The following is a 21321-nucleotide window of genomic DNA, read 5'->3' as shown; positions in this document are numbered from 1 at the left end:
CTTCCCCAGCCGCCGGAGGCACTACACGTTCTCGGCAGCCACCGGCATGGGAAATACAATGTCGTACACCCAGTTGTAGACAAAGGCGTAGATGAGAAAGAAAAGCGCGAACCCGATATCAGCGATCAGGGCATGCCAGAGAGTCAAGTCCAGCCACCATGCTACGAAAGGCACGGTGAGAGTCAGAAGGGAAAGTTCAAACAATACGGCATGCAACACACGCATCCATGTGGGGCGCACATTGACCGGACGGTTCAGGGCCACCAGCGCTTTATCAAAAAGCAGATTATAGAGATAGTTACAAACCATGGCAGTCATGGAAATAGCAAGACTCATGATACCAATCCGGCTCATGTCCTTATCCAGTATCCACGAAGCCAGCGGGGTACAGGTGCAAAGTCCGATAATTTCGAATAACAGGGTGTGCCTGATTCTGTCAGCAGTTGTTCTCATGAGAGAGAGGATATAGCTGAGCCGCTACTGATTCAAGATGATTATCCAAAAATATTTCCTTAAAAATCAGAATGATAATTAGATATAACAATAGTTACTTGCCTGAACGATAGATAAACACCCTGTTTCCCGGGGATCGATTTCCAGATATGTTCAAGCTTTGCATTGTTTTTGGCACCTAAATTGAATAAACTGTTCACAGGTGTCAGAAAACACACATTTTTTCCTCTTGAACTTAAACCGGATCAAAATGGACAGCGCGAAATCATGCAACAAGACGAACTGCAAAAGCTGCGGGAATTATCAGCATCGGTCCCCAAACAGAAAAATCTGGCCCTGTTCTTCGGGCGCGCAGGCGGATACTTTATTGATAACGTTAAATATTTCTTCATCCATTGCGTGCAGCACAGACCGGAACTGGAATGTTTTTTCCTGTCCTTTGACAAAAAAGAAGCGGACCTGCTGAAACGGCAGGGTCTGCCTGCTCTGTGGATCAATGACACCGAAACCCTCGCCCTGATGACCAAGGCTTCGCTGGTGATCAGTGATGATTTCAGCTGGAAAACACAGGAACAACTCTGGGCCATACTCTGTGAAGCAACATCCATACAGCTCTGGCACGGCATCCCGCTCAAGGCTATCGGTTTCCCGGAAATCCAGTCTTCAGTGAACATGAACCCGGAAAAGGCCGAACACCTTTCCTTTGCCTATTCCGGCTACAATGCGGTGCTCTCCACTTCACCATACTTCACTGAGACCGCTTTCGGACGCGCTTTCAAGGCCGGAGATTTTCTGGAATTCGGTTACCCGCGCAATGATGTTCTTCTGCGCCGTCCCGGTAAGTTCGATATGATCAATGCTGACCGCGAGCTTTATGCTGAGATGGTCAAGTTCCGCAAACAGGGCGGCAAGGTGGTCTTCTTCATGCCCACTTTCCGCGACCTCGGAGGCGGACCGTTTGAGGACGGAGCCATTGATCTAGGTAAGCTTTCGCAGTTCTGCCAGCAGAACAACATCCTTTTTGTATGCAAATTTCATCCGTACCTGAGCATCGGACAGGTGCAGATGCCGCCGAATATTGTGCTCATGAATCCCAAGAGCGACGCTTATCCGCTGCTCTCTCTTTGTGATGCACTGCTGACCGACTACTCTTCAATTTATTTCGACTTCCTGCTTCTGGACCGCCCCATGATCTTCTACCCTTACGATTTTGAAGATTATGTAACCAAGAACCGGGAACTCCTTTACGATTATGACGAGATGACCCCGGGCAGAAAAGTCAAAAACAAAGATGATCTCTATACCGCTTTCGAAGAGATCGTGATAAATAATATTGATGACTTTGCGGAAAAGCGGAAAAAACTGAAAGAACTTTCCTTCACCCACTGCGATGGGAAGGCCGCGCAGAGGCTGGGTGAACACATAATCGCCAACTATCTTTAACCCGCAAAGGGGGCAGATCATGAAAGCAATCATACTTGCAGCAGGAATCGGAAGCAGGCTGAGCAGACCTTTCCCAAAATCACTTTCTGTGCTTCCTTACGGGGAGACAATCCTCGGCCGCCAGATCCGGATCATGCGTGAACTGGGTGTGAAAGAAATTATCGTGGTTGTAGGTTTCAAAATGACCCTGATCATGGAACAGTTTCCGGAAGTTTTTTACAAGTACAACCCTGACTACTACATCACCAACACTTCCAAAAGCCTGCTCAAGGCGGTGGAAGAGCTTGATGATGATATACTCTGGACCAACGGCGATGTTGTATTTGAAAAGCCGGTTTTGCAAAAATTCCTCGATGAAGCAAAAGATGAAAGCCGCATCGCAGTTGACCGCAAATCCTGCGGCGAAGAAGAGATCAAATATTTACTCAACGACAAGGGATACATCACCGAAATATCCAAACAGGTGGTCAATGCCGAAGGTGAAGCTGTAGGCATCAACCTTGTGAAGCAAAAGGATCTGGCCCTTTATAAAGAAGCCCTGCGCCGCTGTGAGGATCAGGATTATTTTGAAAAAGGCCTCGAATTCATTATTGAGGAAGGCGTCAACCTCAAGCCCGTGGATGTATCAGACCACGCATGCGTCGAAGTGGACTTTGAAGAAGACTGGAAATTTGCGGAAAAGACCTTCCTCAGAGCAGACCAGTAAAGATTGGAAGATATATGCAGGTAGCAATTATCCCGGCTAGAGGCGGAAGCAAACGCATTCCAAAGAAATCCATCCGCCCTTTTCTGGGAAAACCACTTATAGCCTATACCATTGAAGCCGCCCGAAAGAGCGGCTTCTTTGATCATATTCTGGTCAGCACGGATAGCGAGGAATTCGCAGAAGTAGCCCGCGAATACGGAGCCGAAGTACCCTTCATGCGTCCGGCTGAACTGGCTGACGACTTCACCCCTACACAACCGGTCATTGATCATGCTGTAGACTGGGTCAAAGAGAACTGGGGAAAACCGGAACGGTACTGCCAATTCTTCGCCAATCCTTTTGTGACAGCGGAAAGCATTCGTGGTGGCTACGAGATGCTGCGTGAACACCGGGCCAATTGCGTACTCGGAGTTGCCGAATTCCCTTACCCCATCCTGCGTTCATTTAAAAAGAATGATCAGGGGGGTGTTGAATACGCCTTTCCTGAATATGCCCCCTGCCGCTCGCAGGATCTGCCTGTATTCTTCCATGACGCAGCCCAGTTCTATTGGATAGAACTGACTGACCTTCCGCAAGAGCGTAAGGAAGGACTCAGCCTGCCCTACTTCCTGCCCCGCTACATGGTAGTGGATATCGATACCGAAGAAGACTGGCACATTGCCGAACGGCTCTACCAGGCCTTCATGTGTGATGAAAAATAGCAGACCAATTCTCTTTCTCTGCGAAGCCGGACCGCAAACCGGATTCGGGCACGCAGGACGCTGCATGGCAATTGCGGCAGCTCTGCGCGAAAAGTTCGGACGCGATTCTGTTTTCGGATTACGGGGTGCCCTAGAAGCAGAAAACAGAATCAAGGCAGCCGGATTCAAAACCATTCCTGTCAACGACTTTGACCTCTGGGAATTCAGCAATGAAGGTGCCGTAGTCCTCGACCTGCGCATTAACCTTGCCCAGTCATTTTTCAATCGCGCAAAGACAACAGGCAAATTACTGGCATCAATCGATGATCCAACCCCCAACCGTTTGCATACTGACCTAGCTTTCTACCCGCCTGTTCCCCAATTCAATGAACTGAAATGGGAAGGATTTAATGGAAGCATCCATCGCGGCTGGGAATTCATCCCCCTGCGCAAGGAATTCCGGCTTCCCTATAAGCCACAGCCGATCCACTCTATCCCAAAAATCTTAATTACCATGGGCGGCAGCGATCCCCACGGACTGACCCTGAAAATATTGCAGGCCCTGAAATCCGTAGACGGAGAGTGGCAGGCCGAAGTTGTAATCGGCCCCATGTTCAATAATCTGGACAAAATCGACCAGATAACGGTAGAGCACGGAAAGAAAGTAAAATTGTTGCATGATATAAAGGACATGTCCTTACCCATGCAGCAAGCTGATGCTGCAATCGCATCTTTCGGCATGACAGCTTATGAGCTGGCGGCCTGCGGAGTCCCGCAGATGCTGCTTTGTTTAAGCGAAGACCATGCCCGCTCGGCATCGGCATTGCATGCCTCAGGAGCAGCGGTTTCACTGGGAAAATATGACCGCATATCTGACCGGAAACTGGCACTTGAACTGCAAAATTTCATTTCCGATCAGAATTCACTTGAGTCCATGGCTGCAAAAGCTGCCGGACTAGGGATCGGAAACGGTGCCATGAACATCGCATCCCGGATTATGAAAGCCATTTAAAAAAACTTGGAGCAAAGTTTTGAGTGACCGAAAATGCTGGATGGACCATAGCGGAATAGTACTGAACTCCGTTGACGGTTTCGATGTAATTCATTGCGAAAGTTGCGGCTTCAAGCACATCATCCCCATTCCTGATGAAGAAGAACTGGAACGCATCTACAAACATGAGTACCACGTCAAAGAAAAACCGCTCATGCTCCAACACCAGCTGGAAGATCAGGAATGGCATGATGCCACCAATGCGGCCCGTTTGAAAACCATTGAAAAACTGCTTGGACGTAAAGGGGCCATTCTGGACATCGGTTCCGGCAACGGTTTTTTCCTTAAGCAGGCTGTGGAACTCGGCTGGCAGGCCAAAGGCGTGGAACCTGCCGATAAGGCAGTGGATTACTGCAATTCCATAGGTCTTGATGTTCTCCACGGTGTTTTTGATCAGGAAAGTGCAGATTCCATCGGTAAATTTGATGCAGTCCACCTCTGGGAAGTTCTGGAACATCTGCCTGATCCGGCAGGTATGCTGAACCTCTGCAGACAGGTACTTAATCCTGGCGGCCTGATTATCGTTGGAGTTCCTAACGATTACAACAAGCTGCAGAAAATAGTGACCGAGAATATGGGCGAAGAACCATGGTGGGTGGCCCCTCCTCATCACATAAATTTCTTCAACCGCAGTTCTCTTGAAAATTTATTGCGACGGTTTAATTTTGAACCGCTGCATCATGAAATTTCTTTTCCACTGGAACTTTTCCTGCTCATGGGCAAGAACTACAGACGCAATCCTGATCTTGGCCGGGAATGCCATGCCATGCGTAAGGAGCTGGAACTCAACCTGACCCGCACGGGGAACCGGGATGTCTTGGATAAGTTCTACAAAAGTTTGGATGAAGCTGGATTTGGGCGCCATACTGTGGTTATGGCCGGTAAAAAGGACTAAATTTACATGCAAAGACTGAAAGATAAAATTGCGCTGGTAACCGGCGGAGGCCGCGGAATCGGCAAGGCTATCAGCCACAAGCTTGCAGCCGAAGGCGCGCAGGTAATCCTCACTTGGGTCAGTGACCGCGAAAGTGCAGAGCAGACCGCAACAGAAATTTCCAAAGAAGGCGGCAAAGCGCGCACCCTGCAACTTGAAGTCAGCGATGCCGATTCCGTAGACGCCGTTGTTGCCGACATCACTGCCAATGAAGGCATGCTTGATGTTCTGGTCAATAACGCCGGAATCAATGATCCGCAGGATTTCGACAAGATAACCACGGAAGAATGGGACCGCATCATGTCCGTTAATCTGAAAGGCCCCTTCCTTTGCACCCAGCGCTGCCTTGATTTGCTCAAAAAAAGCAAAGGCGCCAGCGTAATTAACATCGGTTCAGTCAGCGGTCAGTACGGCGGCCCGCGCACTGCCCATTACGCAGCCAGCAAAGCCGGACTCATTTCCATGACTCAGGTAGCCGCACGCTTTGGTGCCCAGTGGAACATCCGCTGTAATACCGTTGCCGCAGGGCTTGTGGTCTCGGATATGGCCGATGCAGGTCTGCAAAATCCGGCAGTGCAAAAGGCTGCCGAGAATGTGCTGTTAAAACGGTTTGCCGCCGCTTCTGAAGTAGCTGACAGCGTGGCTTACCTTGCTTCCGATGAAAGTTCCTACATCACCGCCCAGACCATCAACGTCAACGGCGGACTGTACTTCTAAGGAGAACAAATGACCCAATATCAGGAACTAGAAAATTTCGCCGCCGAGCTGCGCAAATCCATCATTACTATGAACTGCTATGCCGGATCAGGGCATCCGGGAGGTTCTCTTTCGTGCGTGGAAGTTGTCAGCTGGCTTTTTGCCAGAGAAATGAATTTCAGCCCTGAAAATATGACTGATCCCTGCCGGGACCGCTTCATTCTCTCCAAGGGCCATTCCTGTCTGACTCTTTACGCTGCACTGGCTGAAAAGGGTTTCTTCTCCAAGGAAGAATTCAAGAAACTGCGTCACGCCGATGGCATGCTGCAAGGACACCCGGACCGAATCAAAACACCGGGGGTTGAATTCAATTCCGGTTCTCTGGGGCAGGGATTTTCTTTTGCACTGGGCTGCGCTCTGGGAGCGAAACGGGCCAAACGTGAGAATCGCACCTATGTGCTGCTCGGAGACGGGGAACTTAACGAAGGCCAGATTTGGGAAGGCTGCATGTTCGCAGCCCATCATAAGCTGGACAACATCGTTGCCGTTGTGGACTACAATAAATTTCAGAGCGATGACCTCAACGAAAACATCACCGCCCTTGAACCGCTGAACGATAAATTCAAGGCGTTCGGATGGCAGGTAATTGAGGTTGACGGTCACGATTTCCGCGAGATTGAAAACGCCTTCTACCGCGCACGGACAACTGTCGGCAAACCGACCATGATTATCGCCCATACGGTCAAGGGCAAAGGAATTTCATACATGGAAAACGTTCCCAAATGGCACGGCAGCCTTTGCCCCACCGGAGAGGAACGTGAATGCGCCCTACGCGAATGCGGATGCGAGGAGCTGGAATAATGCAGAATATGCGAGACGAATTCGGCAAAGCCCTTGTGGAGCTTGCCACCATCCGTGATGATTTCGTGGTCCTTGATGCCGACGTTGCCGGAGGAACCGGAACCTACCATTTCCGCAAGGCCTATCCGGACCGTTTCATTCAATGCGGTATTGCGGAGCAGAACATGTTTTCCATGGCTGCTGGTCTGGCTGAATCCGGCATCATTCCCATTGTGACCTGCTATGCGGTCTTCGCTTCCATGCGCGCGCTGGAGCAGGCACGTAACTCAATCGCCTACCCTGACTTCAACGTAAAAATAGCCGCCAGCCATCTCGGCCTTGATGTCGGCCCGGACGGTGCTACCCATCAGGCACTTGAAGATATTTCCATCTACCGCGCTATCCCCAACATGACCGTGGTCTCCCCTGCCGATCCTGTTGAGCTTCGGGCAATACTGCCTCATCTGCTGGACAGCCACGGCCCGCTATACCTGCGCACCGGACGCAGCCCCCTGCCCGATGTATTTGATGCGAACACAAAATTTAAACCGGGCAAAGCCCAAGTGCTGGTGGAAGGCGAAGACTGCACCATCATGGCTGTAGGCGTTATGGTTCACCGGGCAATACAGGCAGCACAAAAGCTTTCCGAAGAAGGTATCTTCTGCCGCGTACTGAACATGAGCTGGCTCAAACCCATGGACGAAGAGGCAGTCACCAAAGCCGCTCATGAAACCGGAGCCATTGTAACCTGCGAGGACCACAACAAGTACGGCGGCCTTGGCGGAGCAGTTATGGAAATCGTCTGCGAAAACCATCCGGTACCGGTGGAACGGGTAGCAATTGATGATGTGTTCGGCAGTTCCGGTGAACCGGAAGATCTTGCCCGTGAATATGGGCTCATGCCCGAGGACATCGCGAACGCGGTACGCCGGGTCCTGAAACGGAAATAGGAACATAATGGCTGACCGAAAACGTCTGCTCATAATCGGCACTGCCCAGCAGTGCCATATCAGGGACTTCCTTAACAGCATGGACCGCAGCAAAACGGAGGTTCAGCTACTGCTTCCCGAGCGGGACAGGGATGCTTTTAATGGCGAAAAGACCTCTTTTTTCTCTGGAGCATTCCACGCCTTTTTCCCGCCGCTACTAAAAGCAATCCTCACCTTCAGACCGCATGAAGCCGTCATTGTCTGCGGTATGACATACGACCATGACAACGTGGTCCGCGCGGTTTCGTTTTACGCAAATTTCTACAATCTGCGCATTCAAACCTGCATCAGAAATGAACTATTCACGGCTGATCCGGCTTTAAAAAACGGACCGATCAAAGAAGTTAGTAAATGGGCTGGTCTCGGCGCACTTGCCCTGCTGATTAAAGCTGTCTCCATTTTCAAGCCTGTGCGGGTAGGCGAAATCTATTCTTCACGGCTAGGCCATTTGGCCCTTGATTGCGAACTCTACCTTTCTGAAAAAGAGCTGGGCCGCCATGACGGTTACCTTGACCTTTTCTCCTTCAAGGATGGGCAAGTTGCTAACCAGACACTTGGTAAGCTTTTCTCCCGCAAAATGCATATCAACAATAACTTCCGGTACCTGCTGGAAGCGGTAAATTTCTTCAACCTCACTGATAAACACAGCCTTAAACTGAACACACGGAAGATCTCTCTTGGCCGGGATTACGAATGCCTGATCCAGCAAACCGATACACATGTAAGTTTCACTTCAGCGGAAAAGGCACGAGGCAGACGGGAAATTGCCGCCCTCGGGCTTGATCCCGATCGTCCGCACGTCTGCCTGCTGGGCAGGGACTCCGCCTTCCTGCAAAAGACCATGCCCGAAAGTGACGGGGATATGCAGGAACCCCGCAACATGGACATTTCCACCTTGAAAGCAGGGGCAGAAGAACTGCTGCGGCTCGGCTTCAACGTAATCAGGATCGGCTCCATTGTGCAGGAGCCACTTAAAATAGAGCATCCCAATTTTGCGGATTATGCATGCAGCGGTAAGCAAAATGATTTCATGGACGTTTACCTGCCTGCGACCTGCTTTTTTTTCGTAGGAGCACAAAGCGGTCCCATGCATGTGGCAAACACCTTCCGTATACCATGCCTGCGTATCAATGTGGTCCGGCTGGAAGTAATTGAATACTGCTCGCCGGAAGACCTTGCCCTGTTCAAGCTAATCCGCTCAGAATCATCAGGACGATTTTTGAGCATTCCTGAAATAATCGACGCCGGAATCAGCAAATGGCCCATTGAAAACTTTGCAGATTCAGATTTTACGGTTATTGACAATACAGAAGACGAACTGCTGGAAGCTATTAAGGAAATGTACCTGCGGATGAAAGGTGAATGGGCTGCAACTGACGAGGACAAGAGGTTGCAAAGCCAATACCGATCATACCTTAAGGTTTCTGACTATAACCCATGGTATAAGACACCTATTAGTGCATATTTCTTAAAAAAACACGCGGACGAACTCTTTAAATCGAAGGACAGCTAATGGATACTCCGATTATTCTGGTACAGGCAGCATCAAGGGCCTGGAGCGGCGCACCAGACTGGTGCATGAACGATGTAGACGGACGCCCCGTAGTGGCCCTGACTGTTGAAAGCGCACTCAAAGAATTTCCCGCAGCGGATATTCGAATCATCGCACCTGAGTTTGACCGCGACGGCAGGCTGGATGAAATACCGGCCATGTTCCCGGAACATAAAATTTCTGTTTATTACGGGCAGGACGACAGCCCGCTGGAACGCATGATCGCAGCCCTTGAAGATGTTGAAGACCAAACAGCATTTATTAGGGTAGATGGTATTCACTTCGGCTGGCTGACCGGACACGCCCGGACCATGCTCGAACAGGCTGAAAAAGAAGGACTGGACTGCGTCAAAACCGAAGACGATTTCCCCATTCAACTCACCTCAGATATCTACAGACTGGGGGCACTAAAAAAAGCACACTCCATTCTTAAGGAACGACCCAACGGTGCACCGTATCGTGTCCATCCCAAATTCTTCATGTTCAATGAAGCTGAGGAATTCAGGTGTGCCCGCGTAGCCGGACCTGCCGTGAGCGAACAGTGGCTCAAAGAGTGCCGCGAAACCGCTGAACAGGTATATATAGCCGGGAACATGAATGTAGGTCAGTACAAACCTATCAGCTCCGGCGACCAGCTCAGCTTTCATTATGAACTGGCCCTTGAACACATCAGTCCCGAAGCGCAGGTTCTTGATTGTGCCTGCGGTCCCGGATACGGGGCAAGGATGCTGGCAACCAAGGCTGAAAAAGTTATTGCCGCCGACCTCGACATCGAAACAGTGCGTCTGGCTTCATCCGGAAAATATTTCGATAACATCACCTTCCAGACCGGAGATGTGACCTCGCTCAGCTTTGAAGACGGTTCCTTTGACGCAGTAACCAGCTTTGAAACAGTGGAGCACGTCAACCCCGCGCCTTTCTTCAAGGAAATGGAACGGGTGCTCAAACCGGGCGGCTTGCTGATCCTGAGTACTCCTCAGAACAGCCTCGGACATATTCCGGTGAATTCCCAGCATCTGCATGAATTTTCACTGCAGGAAATCAGCGGGCTTTGTTCCGAACATTTTGAAATCATGCAGACCACAGGCATAAAACAGGGACGCATTGTCTTCCCTGATGATCCTAAAGGGCAGAATACCTTCATGGTCTGCCGTAAACCGGCTTAGCAAAAATGCAAAAGACACTAATCGTGATCGGGGCTGGATTGGAATCCATTCCAGTACTGCAAAGAGCAAATGAAATGGGGCTGCATGTGGTGGCAGTTGATGCCAACCCGCAGGCTCCCGGATTCGCTCACGCCCATGAAGCGGTCATAGGTTGTGTCTACACCCCGGAAAGAACGGTTTCCGCCCTGACCGAATGGTCACGACAGGGCGGTAAACCGCAGGGGGTCATCTGTGCTGCGGTGGACGCACCGGGAACAGTAGCGGCAGTGGCGGATCATTTCGGGCTGACTGCGGTCAGCGCTGAAACAGCACGTCTGGCTACAGATAAAAAAGCCATGAAGGACCGCTTCTCGGAAATGGGCATCCCCATCCCGTGGTATCAGGAAATTTTCAGCGCCGATGAACTGGCGCAGCTTCTGGATGAACGGCGGGAAACACTGGTCATCAAGCCTGTAGACAGCCGGGGCGCACGCGGGGTGCTGCGTCTTGTTTACAGATCTCCTAATATGCCTGATCCTGCATGGGCCTTTGCATGCGCAAAAAATGAGTCTCCCTCAGGTCGGGTCATGGTGGAAAAGCACCTCGACGGCCCGCAGATCAGCACTGAGGGATTTGTGGTCAACGGGCAGACTTTCTGTCCCGGCTTCTCGGACCGCAACTATGAATTTCTGGACCGTTTCGCACCCAACATCATTGAAAACGGCGGTGACCTGCCCTCTTTTCTGGATCAGGATAAGCAGCGGGCGGTAAAAGAACTTTCCGGCAAGGCCGCTATTGCCCTCGGCATTGAAAATTCCATGTTCAAAGGTGACATGGTGGTGCATAATGGCAAGCCTTATGTAATTGAAATGGCTGCCCGTCTTTCCGGTGGCTACTTCTGCTCCCATGAAATTCCATGGAATACCGGGGTGGATTTCACTGGTACAGCCATTAGGCTGGCCCTTGGCGAAATCCCCGATCCCGAAGCTATGACCCCGTCCTTTCAAAAAGGTGTAGCGCAGCGTTACCTTTTCCCCAAGCCGGGTAAGGTAACAGCCATTGAAGGAGTGGAGAAAGCGCAGGCCATAGATGGAATAAGCATGGTTGAAATACGTACAGCTGTCGGCGAAACCATTGCACCTGCAACCAGCCATCCGGCCCGTGCCGGAGTAATCATGGCAAGAGCCGAAACCCGTGAGGCTGCTATAAAACAGGTAGAAGCGGCAGTCGCTGCCATTAAAATCATCACTACGTAGTTGATATGAAAATTTTTGCCATATTCCACCTCAACCTCATGTTCTCTTCCATTCCCGAAGAGAGCCGCCCGGAGGTCATCAAACGCTGCTATTGGCCGCTCTTGAAGCTGGCCGAAAAAGGCTATCCGCTGGGTATCGAGGCTTCGGGAATCACTCTTGAAATCATCCGTAATCTGGATCCACTGTGGATCAAAAATTTCAAAGCCCTGCTCCGTTCCGGCAAGGCCGAATTCATCGGCAGCGGCTACGGGCAGATCATCGGTCCTCTTGTTCCTCCAACATTGAACAGGGCCAACCTTGCACTGGGCTGGAAAACCGTTGAACAAATTCTGGAAACTATCCCCCGAATCGCGTTGATCAATGAACAGGCGTGGTCGGCAGGAATGGCAGACCATTATCTCGATGCCGGATACAAAGCGATATTCATGGATTACGACAACCCAGCCCGTTACGCAGACTGGGATGAGCATATCCAGCATTTCCCTCAGCGGGCCAAGGGAACCAACGGCGAATCCATCCCGGTAATCTGGAGCCGCTCTATGGTCTTCCAGAAATTACAGAGATTCGCTCACCGTGAATTGGAACTGGATGAATACCTCAGTTACGTGGAAGGTCTGGGAACCGGAGAGGGCTGGTTGCCCATCTATGGCAATGACGCGGAAATTTTCGATTTCCGCCCCCGCCGCTACAAAAATGAAGCCGTGCAGGAAGCGGAAAGCGAATGGAAACTGATTGAACAGGTATTTGAAACCCTGCGAGCACGCGGTCATGAATTCCAGCTTCCCAGCGCAGTGTTACACGGACTGGAACACAAATACGGCGGTAAGGAACTTGAGCTGAGCTGTGCCAGCCAACCCATTCCGGTCAAAAAACAAAGCAAATACAATATCACCCGCTGGGCCCTCAGCGGACGCGACGACTTCCAGCTAAACTCCCTTTGCCGTGCTGTCTGCCATAAGCTTGAAAAGGATTTCCCTCTCTGCGCTGAAAATGAAGAGAAGTGGCGGAAACTCTGTTTCTGCTGGTCCAGCGACCTGCGCACCCACATTACCGGAAAACGCTACAATGAATCCCTGACAAAACTGGAACAGCTGGCCTTTGAAACCAAGGCAGCAGTCCGCGAACCATATTTTCAAGTTTCCGGAACTCCGGCCCGCAATCATGGACGCATGCTCAACTTAAAAAGTGAGTTCGCAACCGTGACCCTGAATACCGCCAAAGGTCTGGCTGTACAGGAAGCATCATTTCGCTCTCACGAAAACACTCCCGCATTCGGGACGCTCGGACATGGCTACTTTGAAGAGATCGACCTTGGTGCGGATTTCTTTTCCGGTCATATCATTATGGAAGGTCCGGGAATTCCCAAAGATACTGATCTGATAAGGGTTACTCCGCTCATTGACAATAATGATGATTTCATCACCGCATCCTGCTCCATTGACCTTTATCAAGGCATGATCGACAAAGCTTTACGCATCCACAAGAATAAGGAACAGATAGATATCCTCTATCGCTTTGCGCTGGCTTGCAGACCTCCGGGATTCGCCCGTATCGGACATGTGACCCTGCTCACCGCAGACATGGACCCGAACAGACTTTTCTATTGCAGCAGCAACGGAGGGCGTGAAGAACACTTCCCCTTGAACGGTCAGACCTTTGACCACAGTGACAACATTTCATTTGCGGTATCAGCTTCGCAAGGACTGGGCATGACCGATTCAAAAGTCGTACTGGGCGGAGCTGAACGTGCCTTGGAAATCAGCCCCCTGTACCCGGAGCATGGTTTTATCGGCATGATCAAATGCAGGCAGGCCGCACCGTCTCCTTTTGTGCGAGTCTTTTTTTCCATGCAGGAAATGGATGAGACAAGTACACGGGGATGCGGACCGGACCCCAAATTTAATTTCAGCACCGGATTCAGCATAAAACCCCGGCCCGGAGAATAGGATGGTAAAAAGACGGCCCAAACTTTCAGTCTCAATTATCGACACCAAGAGAATCACCCCGGAGGAATGGGACGGTTATCAATCCTTCCCGACCATTACCGATGTTAACGGAGAACTGTTTGCAGGCTTCCGCAGAGCGGTAAACATCAGCGAAGACCTGCGCCAGAGAATGGATCACGGTATGGCCGGTGACATTTACACCACCCGGTCCAAAGATGGCGGCCAGACCTTTGATCGACCGCAACTAATTATCAGCCACGCGGAAAACCAGACAAACGAGCATGATGCCCTCGTTACTCATCTGGGTAATGACAAGGTGCTGCTCATTACACGCACCCATACTTCAGAACTGCGCCGCAACTATTTTTCCCTAAGTACGGATGGTGGTAGAACTTTTCCAAAGCGTCAGCCGCTGGACCTTCCCGGTGGTGAATGGGCCTCTTTCGGCCATTTCATCCCAACTCAGGATGATGAACACACATTTATCGGAACATTTTATAACGGACCGGGCTGCGGCACCTTCCGCTTAAGTCCCGAGACAGGGGAAGTATCCGAGCAGTCTTATATCTACAAATATTTTCCGGAATATCGGTTAAATGAGACATCCATTGCCCGTCTGCCTTCAGGCCGAATATTGGCCCTGATGCGTCAGGCCCCCTGTTCAGACGGACTATTCAAAGCCCATTCCGTTGATGACGGCAAGACATGGTCGCCCCCGGAGCCTATCGGTATTTACGGAGAAGCACCTTCCATCAAGCTATTACCGGATGGACGGGTACTGGCAATCTACCGGGGCATGATCCGCAAAAGCAAAAGATGCCGTGTAGCCCTGACCATGTCTGAAGACGAAGGCGAAACATGGAGCCACCCACAAACATTAGCATGGTACAAAGGCGGCAGATTCCACGGCGGTTACGGTGATCTGTCCGTTAACGAAAAAGGACAGGTCGTTGCCGTCTACTATATTTCGCGCAAGCATGAAGGGCCTGTTGTGGAACGGATGGTGCTGGAGGTATGATCTTTTGCTACTATCTCTTTAACTGTCGACAAAATGTTGTAGATACGGCTAATAAATTTCTTTTATAAACCTAACCATATAAAAAGGACTCAACATGAAAATATGTTCTTTAGTTGGGGCAAGACCACAGTTTATTAAGGAAGCTCTCATAAGTGCTGAAGTCACAAAGAATCAGGAATGGGAGCATATTGTTATCCATTCCGGGCAGCATTATGACTTTAAAATGTCCGATATCTTTTTCAATGAACTGAATATACCCAGTCCGGCTTACAACCTCGGAGTTGGCTCAGGATCACATGCAGAGATGACTGCAGCAGCTCTTACAGGAATAGAACAAGTCCTTATAAAAGAGAACCCTGCGGGATTAATTGTATATGGAGACACAAATACAACTCTTGCTGGAGCTCTTGCCGCCGCTAAATTAGATATACCTGTTGTTCATATTGAAGCAGGAATTAGGCAGCAACCTAAATCAATGCCGGAAGAAATTAATCGCGTACTGACTGACAAACTCTCCACAATACTGTGTTGTTGCTCAGACTTGTCTTTATCAAACCTGAAAAAGGAAAATATTGACGCAAACGCCTGCGTCACAGGCGACATTATGTATGATTTATTTATGCATATGTATCCAAAATTTACTCCGGAAAAACAATGTGCCGAGCACGGAATTCAGCCTCAAAAATTCATTGTGGCAACTATTCATCGCGATTTTAATACCGACGACGCAACTTCTCTAAAAGAGATACTCGAAGGTTTAAACGAACTTCGAAACAAAACAAATCTTGAAATCGTATTTCCCATCCATCCAAGAACTACAAAGAGAATACAAGAATTCGGACTAACACACCTTATCGACGACCTAAGAATACTCCCCCCTCTTGGGTACATAGAATTGATGTCTCTAGTTTGCGCTTCTTCATTTGTTATAACTGACAGCGGGGGCCTGCAAAAGGAAGCATATTATGCAAACCGACGTGCGGTCGTTATTATGCCCGACACAGGATGGCGTGAACTGGTAGAGTGCGGATGGAACCTTTTATCTCCTCCTAAACGCAATGAGATCGTATTGTATGGAGAAAAGGCCCTTAAAGACTGCCCTAAGCCCAATTCTTTATATGGGAATGGAGACGCAGCAAAACAGATTGTAAAAGCCATCAAAGATGGCCTTCCTGTGTAGACAAGTGAAACCGTCATCAACGATAGGCGGATTCATTTTTTCCAGTAATCATACGTGAACGTGCACTCTGGTATTGGCATACTATGTGCAAACACTACCCCCTAGGGCAAGTCTTTGACATAATGCTTTTTTTTGTGGCATTTTCTTTTATACATTAAAAAGCTTCAAAATACAGACATTATGTCTTAGGCGATTATTTTACAAAAACAAATTATGTATATACAGCAACTTAAAATTCATACTTTAACTGTTAGTATATATTCAAAGTAATCTTTTAGTCTTCAATACAGGGTATATCTTATGATTTACTGGGTCTCTCCTGAACAAATCAAAATGTGCACACATGTTGTTTTCAAGATTTACGAGCATACAAACTCAATCATCGATGGAGATTGGGACAAAGAAAAAAGCCCTTTTGAAGATGCTACTATGTTTTATTCTTCCTTCAAGCGCCGTTTAGCAGGAGATGAATGGAAAGACATTGAATATTATCATCACAATGCAAATTTAATATCACAGGGAGAGATAAGATGGGGCTGTTCTACTGCTGATGAATTTCTAAACAGGTGCAAAGGACTCGACAAAATTTACACCAATATTAAAGAGTTTGGTTTTTGCCAAACAGACATAAACGACTTTATATCTGTTGCTGTAGACAGGGATGGACAATTACTACTTTGCAATGGACGGCATCGTCTTACTTTTGCAAAGCTATTAAAGCTTGAAGCAATTCCTATTAAAATTATTGTTAGACACACAAAATGGGTTGAATTTTGTGAGCAAGTAAAAGGATACACTAATGTCCCTGGAAGGGGTGGAAAAATCTATGCTCCAATAGATCACCCTGAATTCACTCACTGGCCAATCCGCCACACAGGACGCTCATCTATCATCATCGACCACATGCTACCATCAGGCAAAACGGTATTAGATATCGGCACACATTGGGGGTATTTCCCTACTATTCTGGAAAGACTGGGTAAAAAGTGTGTAGGTGTCGAAAATCTTGGAGAACAGCTGTTCTTTCTTCACAAATTAAAAAAGGCAAATGATGCCGAGTTTGAAATTGTTTCCGATGACATATTTAACTACATCGGAGAAGGAAAAAAATTCGACACTGTCCTTGCTCTAGCTATTTTCCACCATTTTTTAAAAACAAAAGAACTTCATTCAAAGCTGGTAAACTTACTACGCTCACTAGAAATGAAAGAGATGTTCTTACTGACTCATTCTGAGAATGAACCCCAAATGAGACATGCATATGTTGACTATGCCCCGGAAGGTTTTGCTGAATTTATAACAAAACACTCCTGCCTTGACGCATATCATGAAATTGCAGATTTCAATGGACGTAAACTGTTCCATATCTTTCAATCCAAAAACGCAGACCTGTATCCACAACCTATAAATGATTTCAGAATCATATTTGTTGCTTTTGTAAATGCCACATATCCGCAAATCTTCAAAAAAGTAGACGGGCAAATACGTGGACTGAAAGCAAATCATCCCAATAGTCATTGTATTGTTTTAGGTACTGGTGACGATTCTGTCGACACATCTACTTATGATTTCGACTTCATCGATCTACGCAATTTCGAGAATGGATATGCTCAACGCGGTGTCATTGCCGCACAAATGCTAAAACGTCTCTCGCCTGATGTCATTTACATGCGTTATCCCCCAGCTGATGCTGGAATTGAATTCATCACTCGCAACTTCAAGAACATTTTATTTGAACACCAAACAATAGAGCTTGACGAATTAATTAAGACAAACCCCAATGCTTTCATAAATGAACTAGCATTTGGTACTACATGCATACAACGCGGCTTAGGAGGCGTCGGCGTCACGAGCGAAATCGTTAACTACGAACGCAGAAGAGCTTCGAAGTCCAAAAGCTATAGAGTTATGGGGAATGGGATTGATGAAAAAGCTCTCCCTTTGTCCAAACAACCAGAAAAAACAGGAAAAATACATGCGTTATGTGTTGCTCATTATAACCATTGGCATGGGTTGGACAGGCTCATTAAGGGGTGTGGAAACTCTCCTGAAATTGCGGAAAAATTCAGATTCCACGTTATAGGGGACGGTCCGGCCTTACATGAATACAAAACCCTTGTCGCCAAGCTAAATGTTGGAGACACATTCGTATTCCATGGAAGAAAAGATAAATCAGAAATAGATCCATATGCTGATTTATCCTGTTTTGCCGTGGGTTCATTAGCTTTTTTCCGCAATAACCTTAAACAGATAGCAGCTCTTAAGCATCGTGAATATGCATTACGAGGGCTCCCTATCATGTTTGCAGACGAAGACGTTGATTTTAATCGTAGCATGGAATTTTGCCACATCATAAGTCACGATGAGTCGCCTGTAGATATGCTCTCACTTCTCGATTTTGCTCAGAAATGCAGAAAAAACCCACTGCTCCGTCTACATATAAGAGAATACGCATTGAAAGAACTAAATTGGACTAAAAAGATGAAAACAGTTGTCGAAGTTGCTCGTAGGGCACTAGAACGAGACATATTCAACAAAAACCATCAATAAGCTCTAAAACCAAGTACTTATAATGCTAAACAAGACAACTCTCGGGGATGCAGTTTCAAAATACGCAGCCACCGGCAAGCGCCCTAAGAATCTCTACAAGGCTGTATTGGATTTCCTCAAAAACGAAGGGGAATCTGAAATACTGGCCTCGTGGGTGATGCAGTCCCAACTTGCTGAAGGTGAAATCATGCCTCCTGAGCAAGGGGCTCCTTTAGTTTCATTTGTTGTCCCCTGTTTCAACCATGCAGAATATCTACGAGAATGCATACTTAGCCTGCTGAAGCAGGATTTCAACTCTTTTGAAATTATCATAATCAATGACGGCAGCACCGATAATACAGACGAGGTTGCCACCCAGCTTGAAAATGATTTTCCGAAACATCGCATCCGGCATATCAATCAGGAAAACAGCGGACTGGTCAGATCAAGAAACAGAGGCTGTACTGTTGCCAAAGGCAAATACATACTGCCCATTGACGCGGATGACCTTATAGCACCCTCATTTCTTAGCAAAACGGTAAAGGTACTCGAATCACATCCTGAATTGGACTACGTAAGCAGTAAGGCCCTTTTTTTTGGGCATTCAAATTTAATCTGGCCAAAAAACGATCTTGTCCCGACCAATTTCTTTGCCACCAACCAGCAGACCTGCACTACTCTTTTCCGCAAATCAATGTGGAAAGAACTTGGCGGGTATGACGAAAGCATGACCCGTGGCTATGAGGATTGGGAATTATGGATTCGGGCCACTAAAAACGGTCACATCGGGATACAGATAGATGAACCGCTCTTTTTCTACCGTCGCAAAGCGGATTCCATGATCACTAATTCAAGGCAGAAAGACGCTGAGATCAAGGAACAAATAGTTCGGCTACATCCGGATATCTACGATGCTTCGCGACTTAAGAATTTTGAAAATGAAATGCACTGGTCTAACTGGATTCCACCTCAACTGGTCCGCGCAAACTTCGCTATCTCCACACCCAACAGAGCTGAACAGAACGCAAACAGAGAAATAGAAAAACAGCTCGAAAACCTGAAAAAGCACATTCTGGGTTTGATGGCCCAGATTGACCCCAGACAAAAATCTCACTTTCTGAAGCCCGATGCAGGAAGCGGAGTGCAGGACAAATTTGCATCACTCTATAAACAGATTTCTACAAGAGCGACAAAACTCAATGCCGCAGGACAAGCAGCGCAAGCTATCGATGTTGCGGCTATATTACTATCCCTTTACCCGCTGGAGAAGCATGCGGTCCTGCTCTTCATGGATGCGCTCATCAAAAATGAGGATTTCTCAATCTGCTACAGTGTTGGATCACTATACCTATCAATCTGGAATCTGGAATGCCATATCCTAGAACGCATGTCCCACAGTCTATGTGGTCAAGCAGATCTACCGGAAAACAAAGATAAAGCTCTCGGCTTTCTTGAAGGCGCTACCCTGCTGGCCCCTGACTACCACCTAGCCTGGATGAAAAAATTTGAATTCCAAATCACAGGAAAACTGTATCGAACGGCAGAACGAACCAGAAAACAAGCAGCTGAACTCGGCATTAAACTACCAGCTGTTCCGCTGCCGGACTCAACAAGAGCTGCGATTAATGTAAAACATATCTGGTATGTAACAAATGCCTTCGGCTACATTGGTGGAGGAGTTAACGGAGTTTCACAGGCTAAATTCATGACACTGGGCAGTCTTCTTGCTAACGACGACCTATGCAAAGTAACAATGATCACCCCGCTGACAATCGCCCTTCCTGCAGGAATTGCCGAATTTTCCCGCCAATATCATGTCCCGCGAGAAAGGGAAGATGCTTCATGGCCGGACTTTATTGCTGCGGTCAGAACAGAACCACAAAGCCATCTAGGTATAACCGATCAAAATGAATTTAACGGAAAATGGCTCCCTTGCCGCCTACCGGAAGGAAGACCGGACTTAATCGTCATCGAGGGCGTCAGAACCGAGCCTCACGAATTCCTGACCGGATTAGGCCTGAACGTAGACTGCCCGCGGTTATATATGCACCACAACTCTCCCTACCACTATTCCGGCGATATTACAGATGAAGGCTCCTTGTCGGTAATGCTGAAAGCATTGGAGCAATACACATACAATGTTAGCGTTTCTAAAACCGTAACAGATGAATGGAAAGCCTTACCCGAACAACGTGATAAGAAATGGTTCAGCATCGTCAACTGCATCAGGGAAGATGAGGCTGCCGAAGTCCGCTCCCGTTCTATTCGAGAGATACGACAGGAGCTTGGTGTACCGGAACAGGACTTCATGATTCTCTGCCTTGCCAGCGTACAGCGCCGTAAGGGGCAAGATATTCTCCTAAATCAACTGAACGATATTCTTGAAGAACTTCCCAACGCACGGGTAATATTCGTCGGCCCGGTACTGCCTGACCGCGGAGGAGTAGACATCGTGGAGATGAGCAAAAACCAGCCATATTCAGATCGGGTCCACTTTGTAGGAGCCAAGGAAAATGCCCTTGATTACATTTATGCCTGCGATCTCTTGGTATTGCCCTCACGAGAAGAAGCCCTGCCGCTTTCAATCATGGAAGCGATGGCCCTAGGAAGAACCTGTGTAGCTTCTGACGTCTACGGCATACCTGAAATGATTATTCACGGAGAAACAGGGCTAATGTTTTCGTTGGACAAACAAGAAGATCTGGCAAAACACATTATCCGATTAGGTAAAAAGAGTAAGGAACGTGAAGAAATGGCCGCAAAAGCGGAAATTCGTTACCGGGAAAACTTTTCACGGGAACGGCATGCTGAAAGATGGCGGGAAGTACTTATAAATATATTTGACACAGGCACGCCCAATCTTAACGATCATTCCAACGAATTAAAAAACTGATTTATTTTTT

Annotated in this window: 17 protein-coding genes; 16 read left to right on the top strand and 1 reads right to left on the bottom strand. The window is 48.1% G+C overall.

Annotated features, from left to right (window positions below):
- Positions 1-21 precede the first annotated feature (21 nt).
- Positions 22-453, bottom strand: a complete 432-nt coding sequence (locus tag ACNI23_RS20525) for a PACE efflux transporter (RefSeq protein ID WP_420251080.1) — start codon at positions 451-453, stop codon at positions 22-24.
- Positions 454-720: 267 nt separating this feature from the next.
- Here ACNI23_RS20525 and ACNI23_RS20520 point away from each other — a divergent pair, with 267 nt between their 5' ends.
- The 16 genes from ACNI23_RS20520 to ACNI23_RS20445 all read left to right on the top strand — a co-directional run bounded on the left by ACNI23_RS20520 (position 721) and on the right by ACNI23_RS20445 (position 21311).
- On the top strand, positions 721-1896 hold the full coding sequence (locus ACNI23_RS20520) for a CDP-glycerol glycerophosphotransferase family protein (RefSeq protein WP_420251079.1): 1176 nt from the start codon (positions 721-723) through the stop codon (positions 1894-1896).
- A gap of 19 nt (positions 1897-1915) precedes the next feature.
- Positions 1916-2602 (top strand): phosphocholine cytidylyltransferase family protein, encoded by a 687-nt coding sequence (locus ACNI23_RS20515; RefSeq protein WP_420251078.1) that lies wholly within the window; start codon positions 1916-1918, stop codon positions 2600-2602.
- Positions 2603-2616: 14 nt separating this feature from the next.
- Positions 2617-3303, top strand: a complete 687-nt coding sequence (gene pseF, locus ACNI23_RS20510; RefSeq protein ID WP_420251077.1) for a pseudaminic acid cytidylyltransferase — start codon at positions 2617-2619, stop codon at positions 3301-3303.
- A complete protein-coding gene (locus ACNI23_RS20505; RefSeq protein ID WP_420251076.1) occupies positions 3293-4294 on the top strand; it encodes a PseG/SpsG family protein in 1002 nt (333 codons plus the stop codon). Before pseF ends, ACNI23_RS20505 begins: the two co-directional genes overlap by 11 nt.
- 19 nt (positions 4295-4313) lie before the next feature.
- Complete coding sequence (locus tag ACNI23_RS20500; RefSeq protein WP_420251075.1) at positions 4314-5228, top strand: methyltransferase domain-containing protein; 915 nt, start codon at positions 4314-4316, stop codon at positions 5226-5228.
- Between the two features lie 6 nt (positions 5229-5234).
- Positions 5235-5984, top strand: a complete 750-nt coding sequence (locus tag ACNI23_RS20495; RefSeq protein WP_420251074.1) for an SDR family NAD(P)-dependent oxidoreductase — start codon at positions 5235-5237, stop codon at positions 5982-5984.
- A 9-nt stretch (positions 5985-5993) separates the two neighbouring features.
- On the top strand, positions 5994-6824 hold the full coding sequence (locus tag ACNI23_RS20490; RefSeq protein ID WP_420251073.1) for a transketolase: 831 nt from the start codon (positions 5994-5996) through the stop codon (positions 6822-6824).
- On the top strand, positions 6824-7753 hold the full coding sequence (locus ACNI23_RS20485; protein ID WP_420251072.1) for a transketolase family protein: 930 nt from the start codon (positions 6824-6826) through the stop codon (positions 7751-7753). The genes ACNI23_RS20490 and ACNI23_RS20485 overlap by 1 nt, the downstream gene beginning before the upstream one ends.
- 7 nt (positions 7754-7760) lie before the next feature.
- Positions 7761-9305 (top strand): TIGR04372 family glycosyltransferase, encoded by a 1545-nt coding sequence (locus tag ACNI23_RS20480; protein ID WP_420251071.1) that lies wholly within the window; start codon positions 7761-7763, stop codon positions 9303-9305.
- Positions 9305-10510, top strand: coding sequence for a methyltransferase domain-containing protein (locus ACNI23_RS20475; RefSeq protein ID WP_420251070.1), 1206 nt, complete (start codon positions 9305-9307; stop codon positions 10508-10510). The genes ACNI23_RS20480 and ACNI23_RS20475 overlap by 1 nt, the downstream gene beginning before the upstream one ends.
- A 5-nt stretch (positions 10511-10515) precedes the next feature.
- Positions 10516-11745: a phosphoribosylglycinamide synthetase gene (locus ACNI23_RS20470; protein ID WP_420251069.1), complete on the top strand. Its 1230-nt coding sequence runs from the start codon at positions 10516-10518 to the stop codon at positions 11743-11745.
- A 5-nt stretch (positions 11746-11750) separates the two neighbouring features.
- Positions 11751-13691 carry a glycoside hydrolase gene (locus tag ACNI23_RS20465; protein WP_420251068.1) on the top strand — a complete coding sequence of 647 codons (1941 nt, stop codon included), beginning with the start codon at positions 11751-11753 and terminating at the stop codon, positions 13689-13691.
- A gap of 1 nt (position 13692) precedes the next feature.
- Entirely contained in the window at positions 13693-14709 is a 1017-nt protein-coding gene (locus ACNI23_RS20460) for a sialidase family protein (protein ID WP_420251067.1), read from the top strand.
- A gap of 94 nt (positions 14710-14803) precedes the next feature.
- Positions 14804-15889: a non-hydrolyzing UDP-N-acetylglucosamine 2-epimerase gene (gene wecB, locus ACNI23_RS20455; RefSeq protein WP_420251066.1), complete on the top strand. Its 1086-nt coding sequence runs from the start codon at positions 14804-14806 to the stop codon at positions 15887-15889.
- A 300-nt stretch (positions 15890-16189) separates the two neighbouring features.
- Positions 16190-18439 carry a glycosyltransferase gene (locus ACNI23_RS20450; protein WP_420251065.1) on the top strand — a complete coding sequence of 750 codons (2250 nt, stop codon included), beginning with the start codon at positions 16190-16192 and terminating at the stop codon, positions 18437-18439.
- Between the two features lie 22 nt (positions 18440-18461).
- A complete protein-coding gene (locus tag ACNI23_RS20445; protein WP_420251064.1) occupies positions 18462-21311 on the top strand; it encodes a glycosyltransferase in 2850 nt (949 codons plus the stop codon).
- Positions 21312-21321: the final 10 nt, after the last annotated feature.

It is taken from the genome of Maridesulfovibrio pacificus (SeqCode), from assembly GCF_048612815.1.
Classification (GTDB): Bacteria; Desulfobacterota; Desulfovibrionia; order Desulfovibrionales; family Desulfovibrionaceae; genus Maridesulfovibrio; species Maridesulfovibrio pacificus.
This window is presented reverse-complemented; position numbering and strand designations above follow the sequence as displayed.

Coding starts and splice junctions, on each gene's coding strand:
- ACNI23_RS20470 (WP_420251069.1), top strand. CDS start 10,516: ATGCAAAAGACACTAATCGTGATCGGGGCTGGATTGGAATCCATTCCA.
- wecB (WP_420251066.1), top strand. CDS start 14,804: ATGAAAATATGTTCTTTAGTTGGGGCAAGACCACAGTTTATTAAGGAA.
- ACNI23_RS20460 (WP_420251067.1), top strand. CDS start 13,693: ATGGTAAAAAGACGGCCCAAACTTTCAGTCTCAATTATCGACACCAAG.
- ACNI23_RS20515 (WP_420251078.1), top strand. CDS start 1,916: ATGAAAGCAATCATACTTGCAGCAGGAATCGGAAGCAGGCTGAGCAGA.
- ACNI23_RS20495 (WP_420251074.1), top strand. CDS start 5,235: ATGCAAAGACTGAAAGATAAAATTGCGCTGGTAACCGGCGGAGGCCGC.
- ACNI23_RS20490 (WP_420251073.1), top strand. CDS start 5,994: ATGACCCAATATCAGGAACTAGAAAATTTCGCCGCCGAGCTGCGCAAA.
- ACNI23_RS20525 (WP_420251080.1), bottom strand. CDS start 453: ATGAGAACAACTGCTGACAGAATCAGGCACACCCTGTTATTCGAAATT.
- ACNI23_RS20485 (WP_420251072.1), top strand. CDS start 6,824: ATGCAGAATATGCGAGACGAATTCGGCAAAGCCCTTGTGGAGCTTGCC.
- ACNI23_RS20505 (WP_420251076.1), top strand. CDS start 3,293: ATGAAAAATAGCAGACCAATTCTCTTTCTCTGCGAAGCCGGACCGCAA.
- ACNI23_RS20475 (WP_420251070.1), top strand. CDS start 9,305: ATGGATACTCCGATTATTCTGGTACAGGCAGCATCAAGGGCCTGGAGC.
- ACNI23_RS20480 (WP_420251071.1), top strand. CDS start 7,761: ATGGCTGACCGAAAACGTCTGCTCATAATCGGCACTGCCCAGCAGTGC.
- ACNI23_RS20465 (WP_420251068.1), top strand. CDS start 11,751: ATGAAAATTTTTGCCATATTCCACCTCAACCTCATGTTCTCTTCCATT.
- ACNI23_RS20445 (WP_420251064.1), top strand. CDS start 18,462: ATGCTAAACAAGACAACTCTCGGGGATGCAGTTTCAAAATACGCAGCC.
- pseF (WP_420251077.1), top strand. CDS start 2,617: ATGCAGGTAGCAATTATCCCGGCTAGAGGCGGAAGCAAACGCATTCCA.
- ACNI23_RS20520 (WP_420251079.1), top strand. CDS start 721: ATGCAACAAGACGAACTGCAAAAGCTGCGGGAATTATCAGCATCGGTC.
- ACNI23_RS20450 (WP_420251065.1), top strand. CDS start 16,190: ATGATTTACTGGGTCTCTCCTGAACAAATCAAAATGTGCACACATGTT.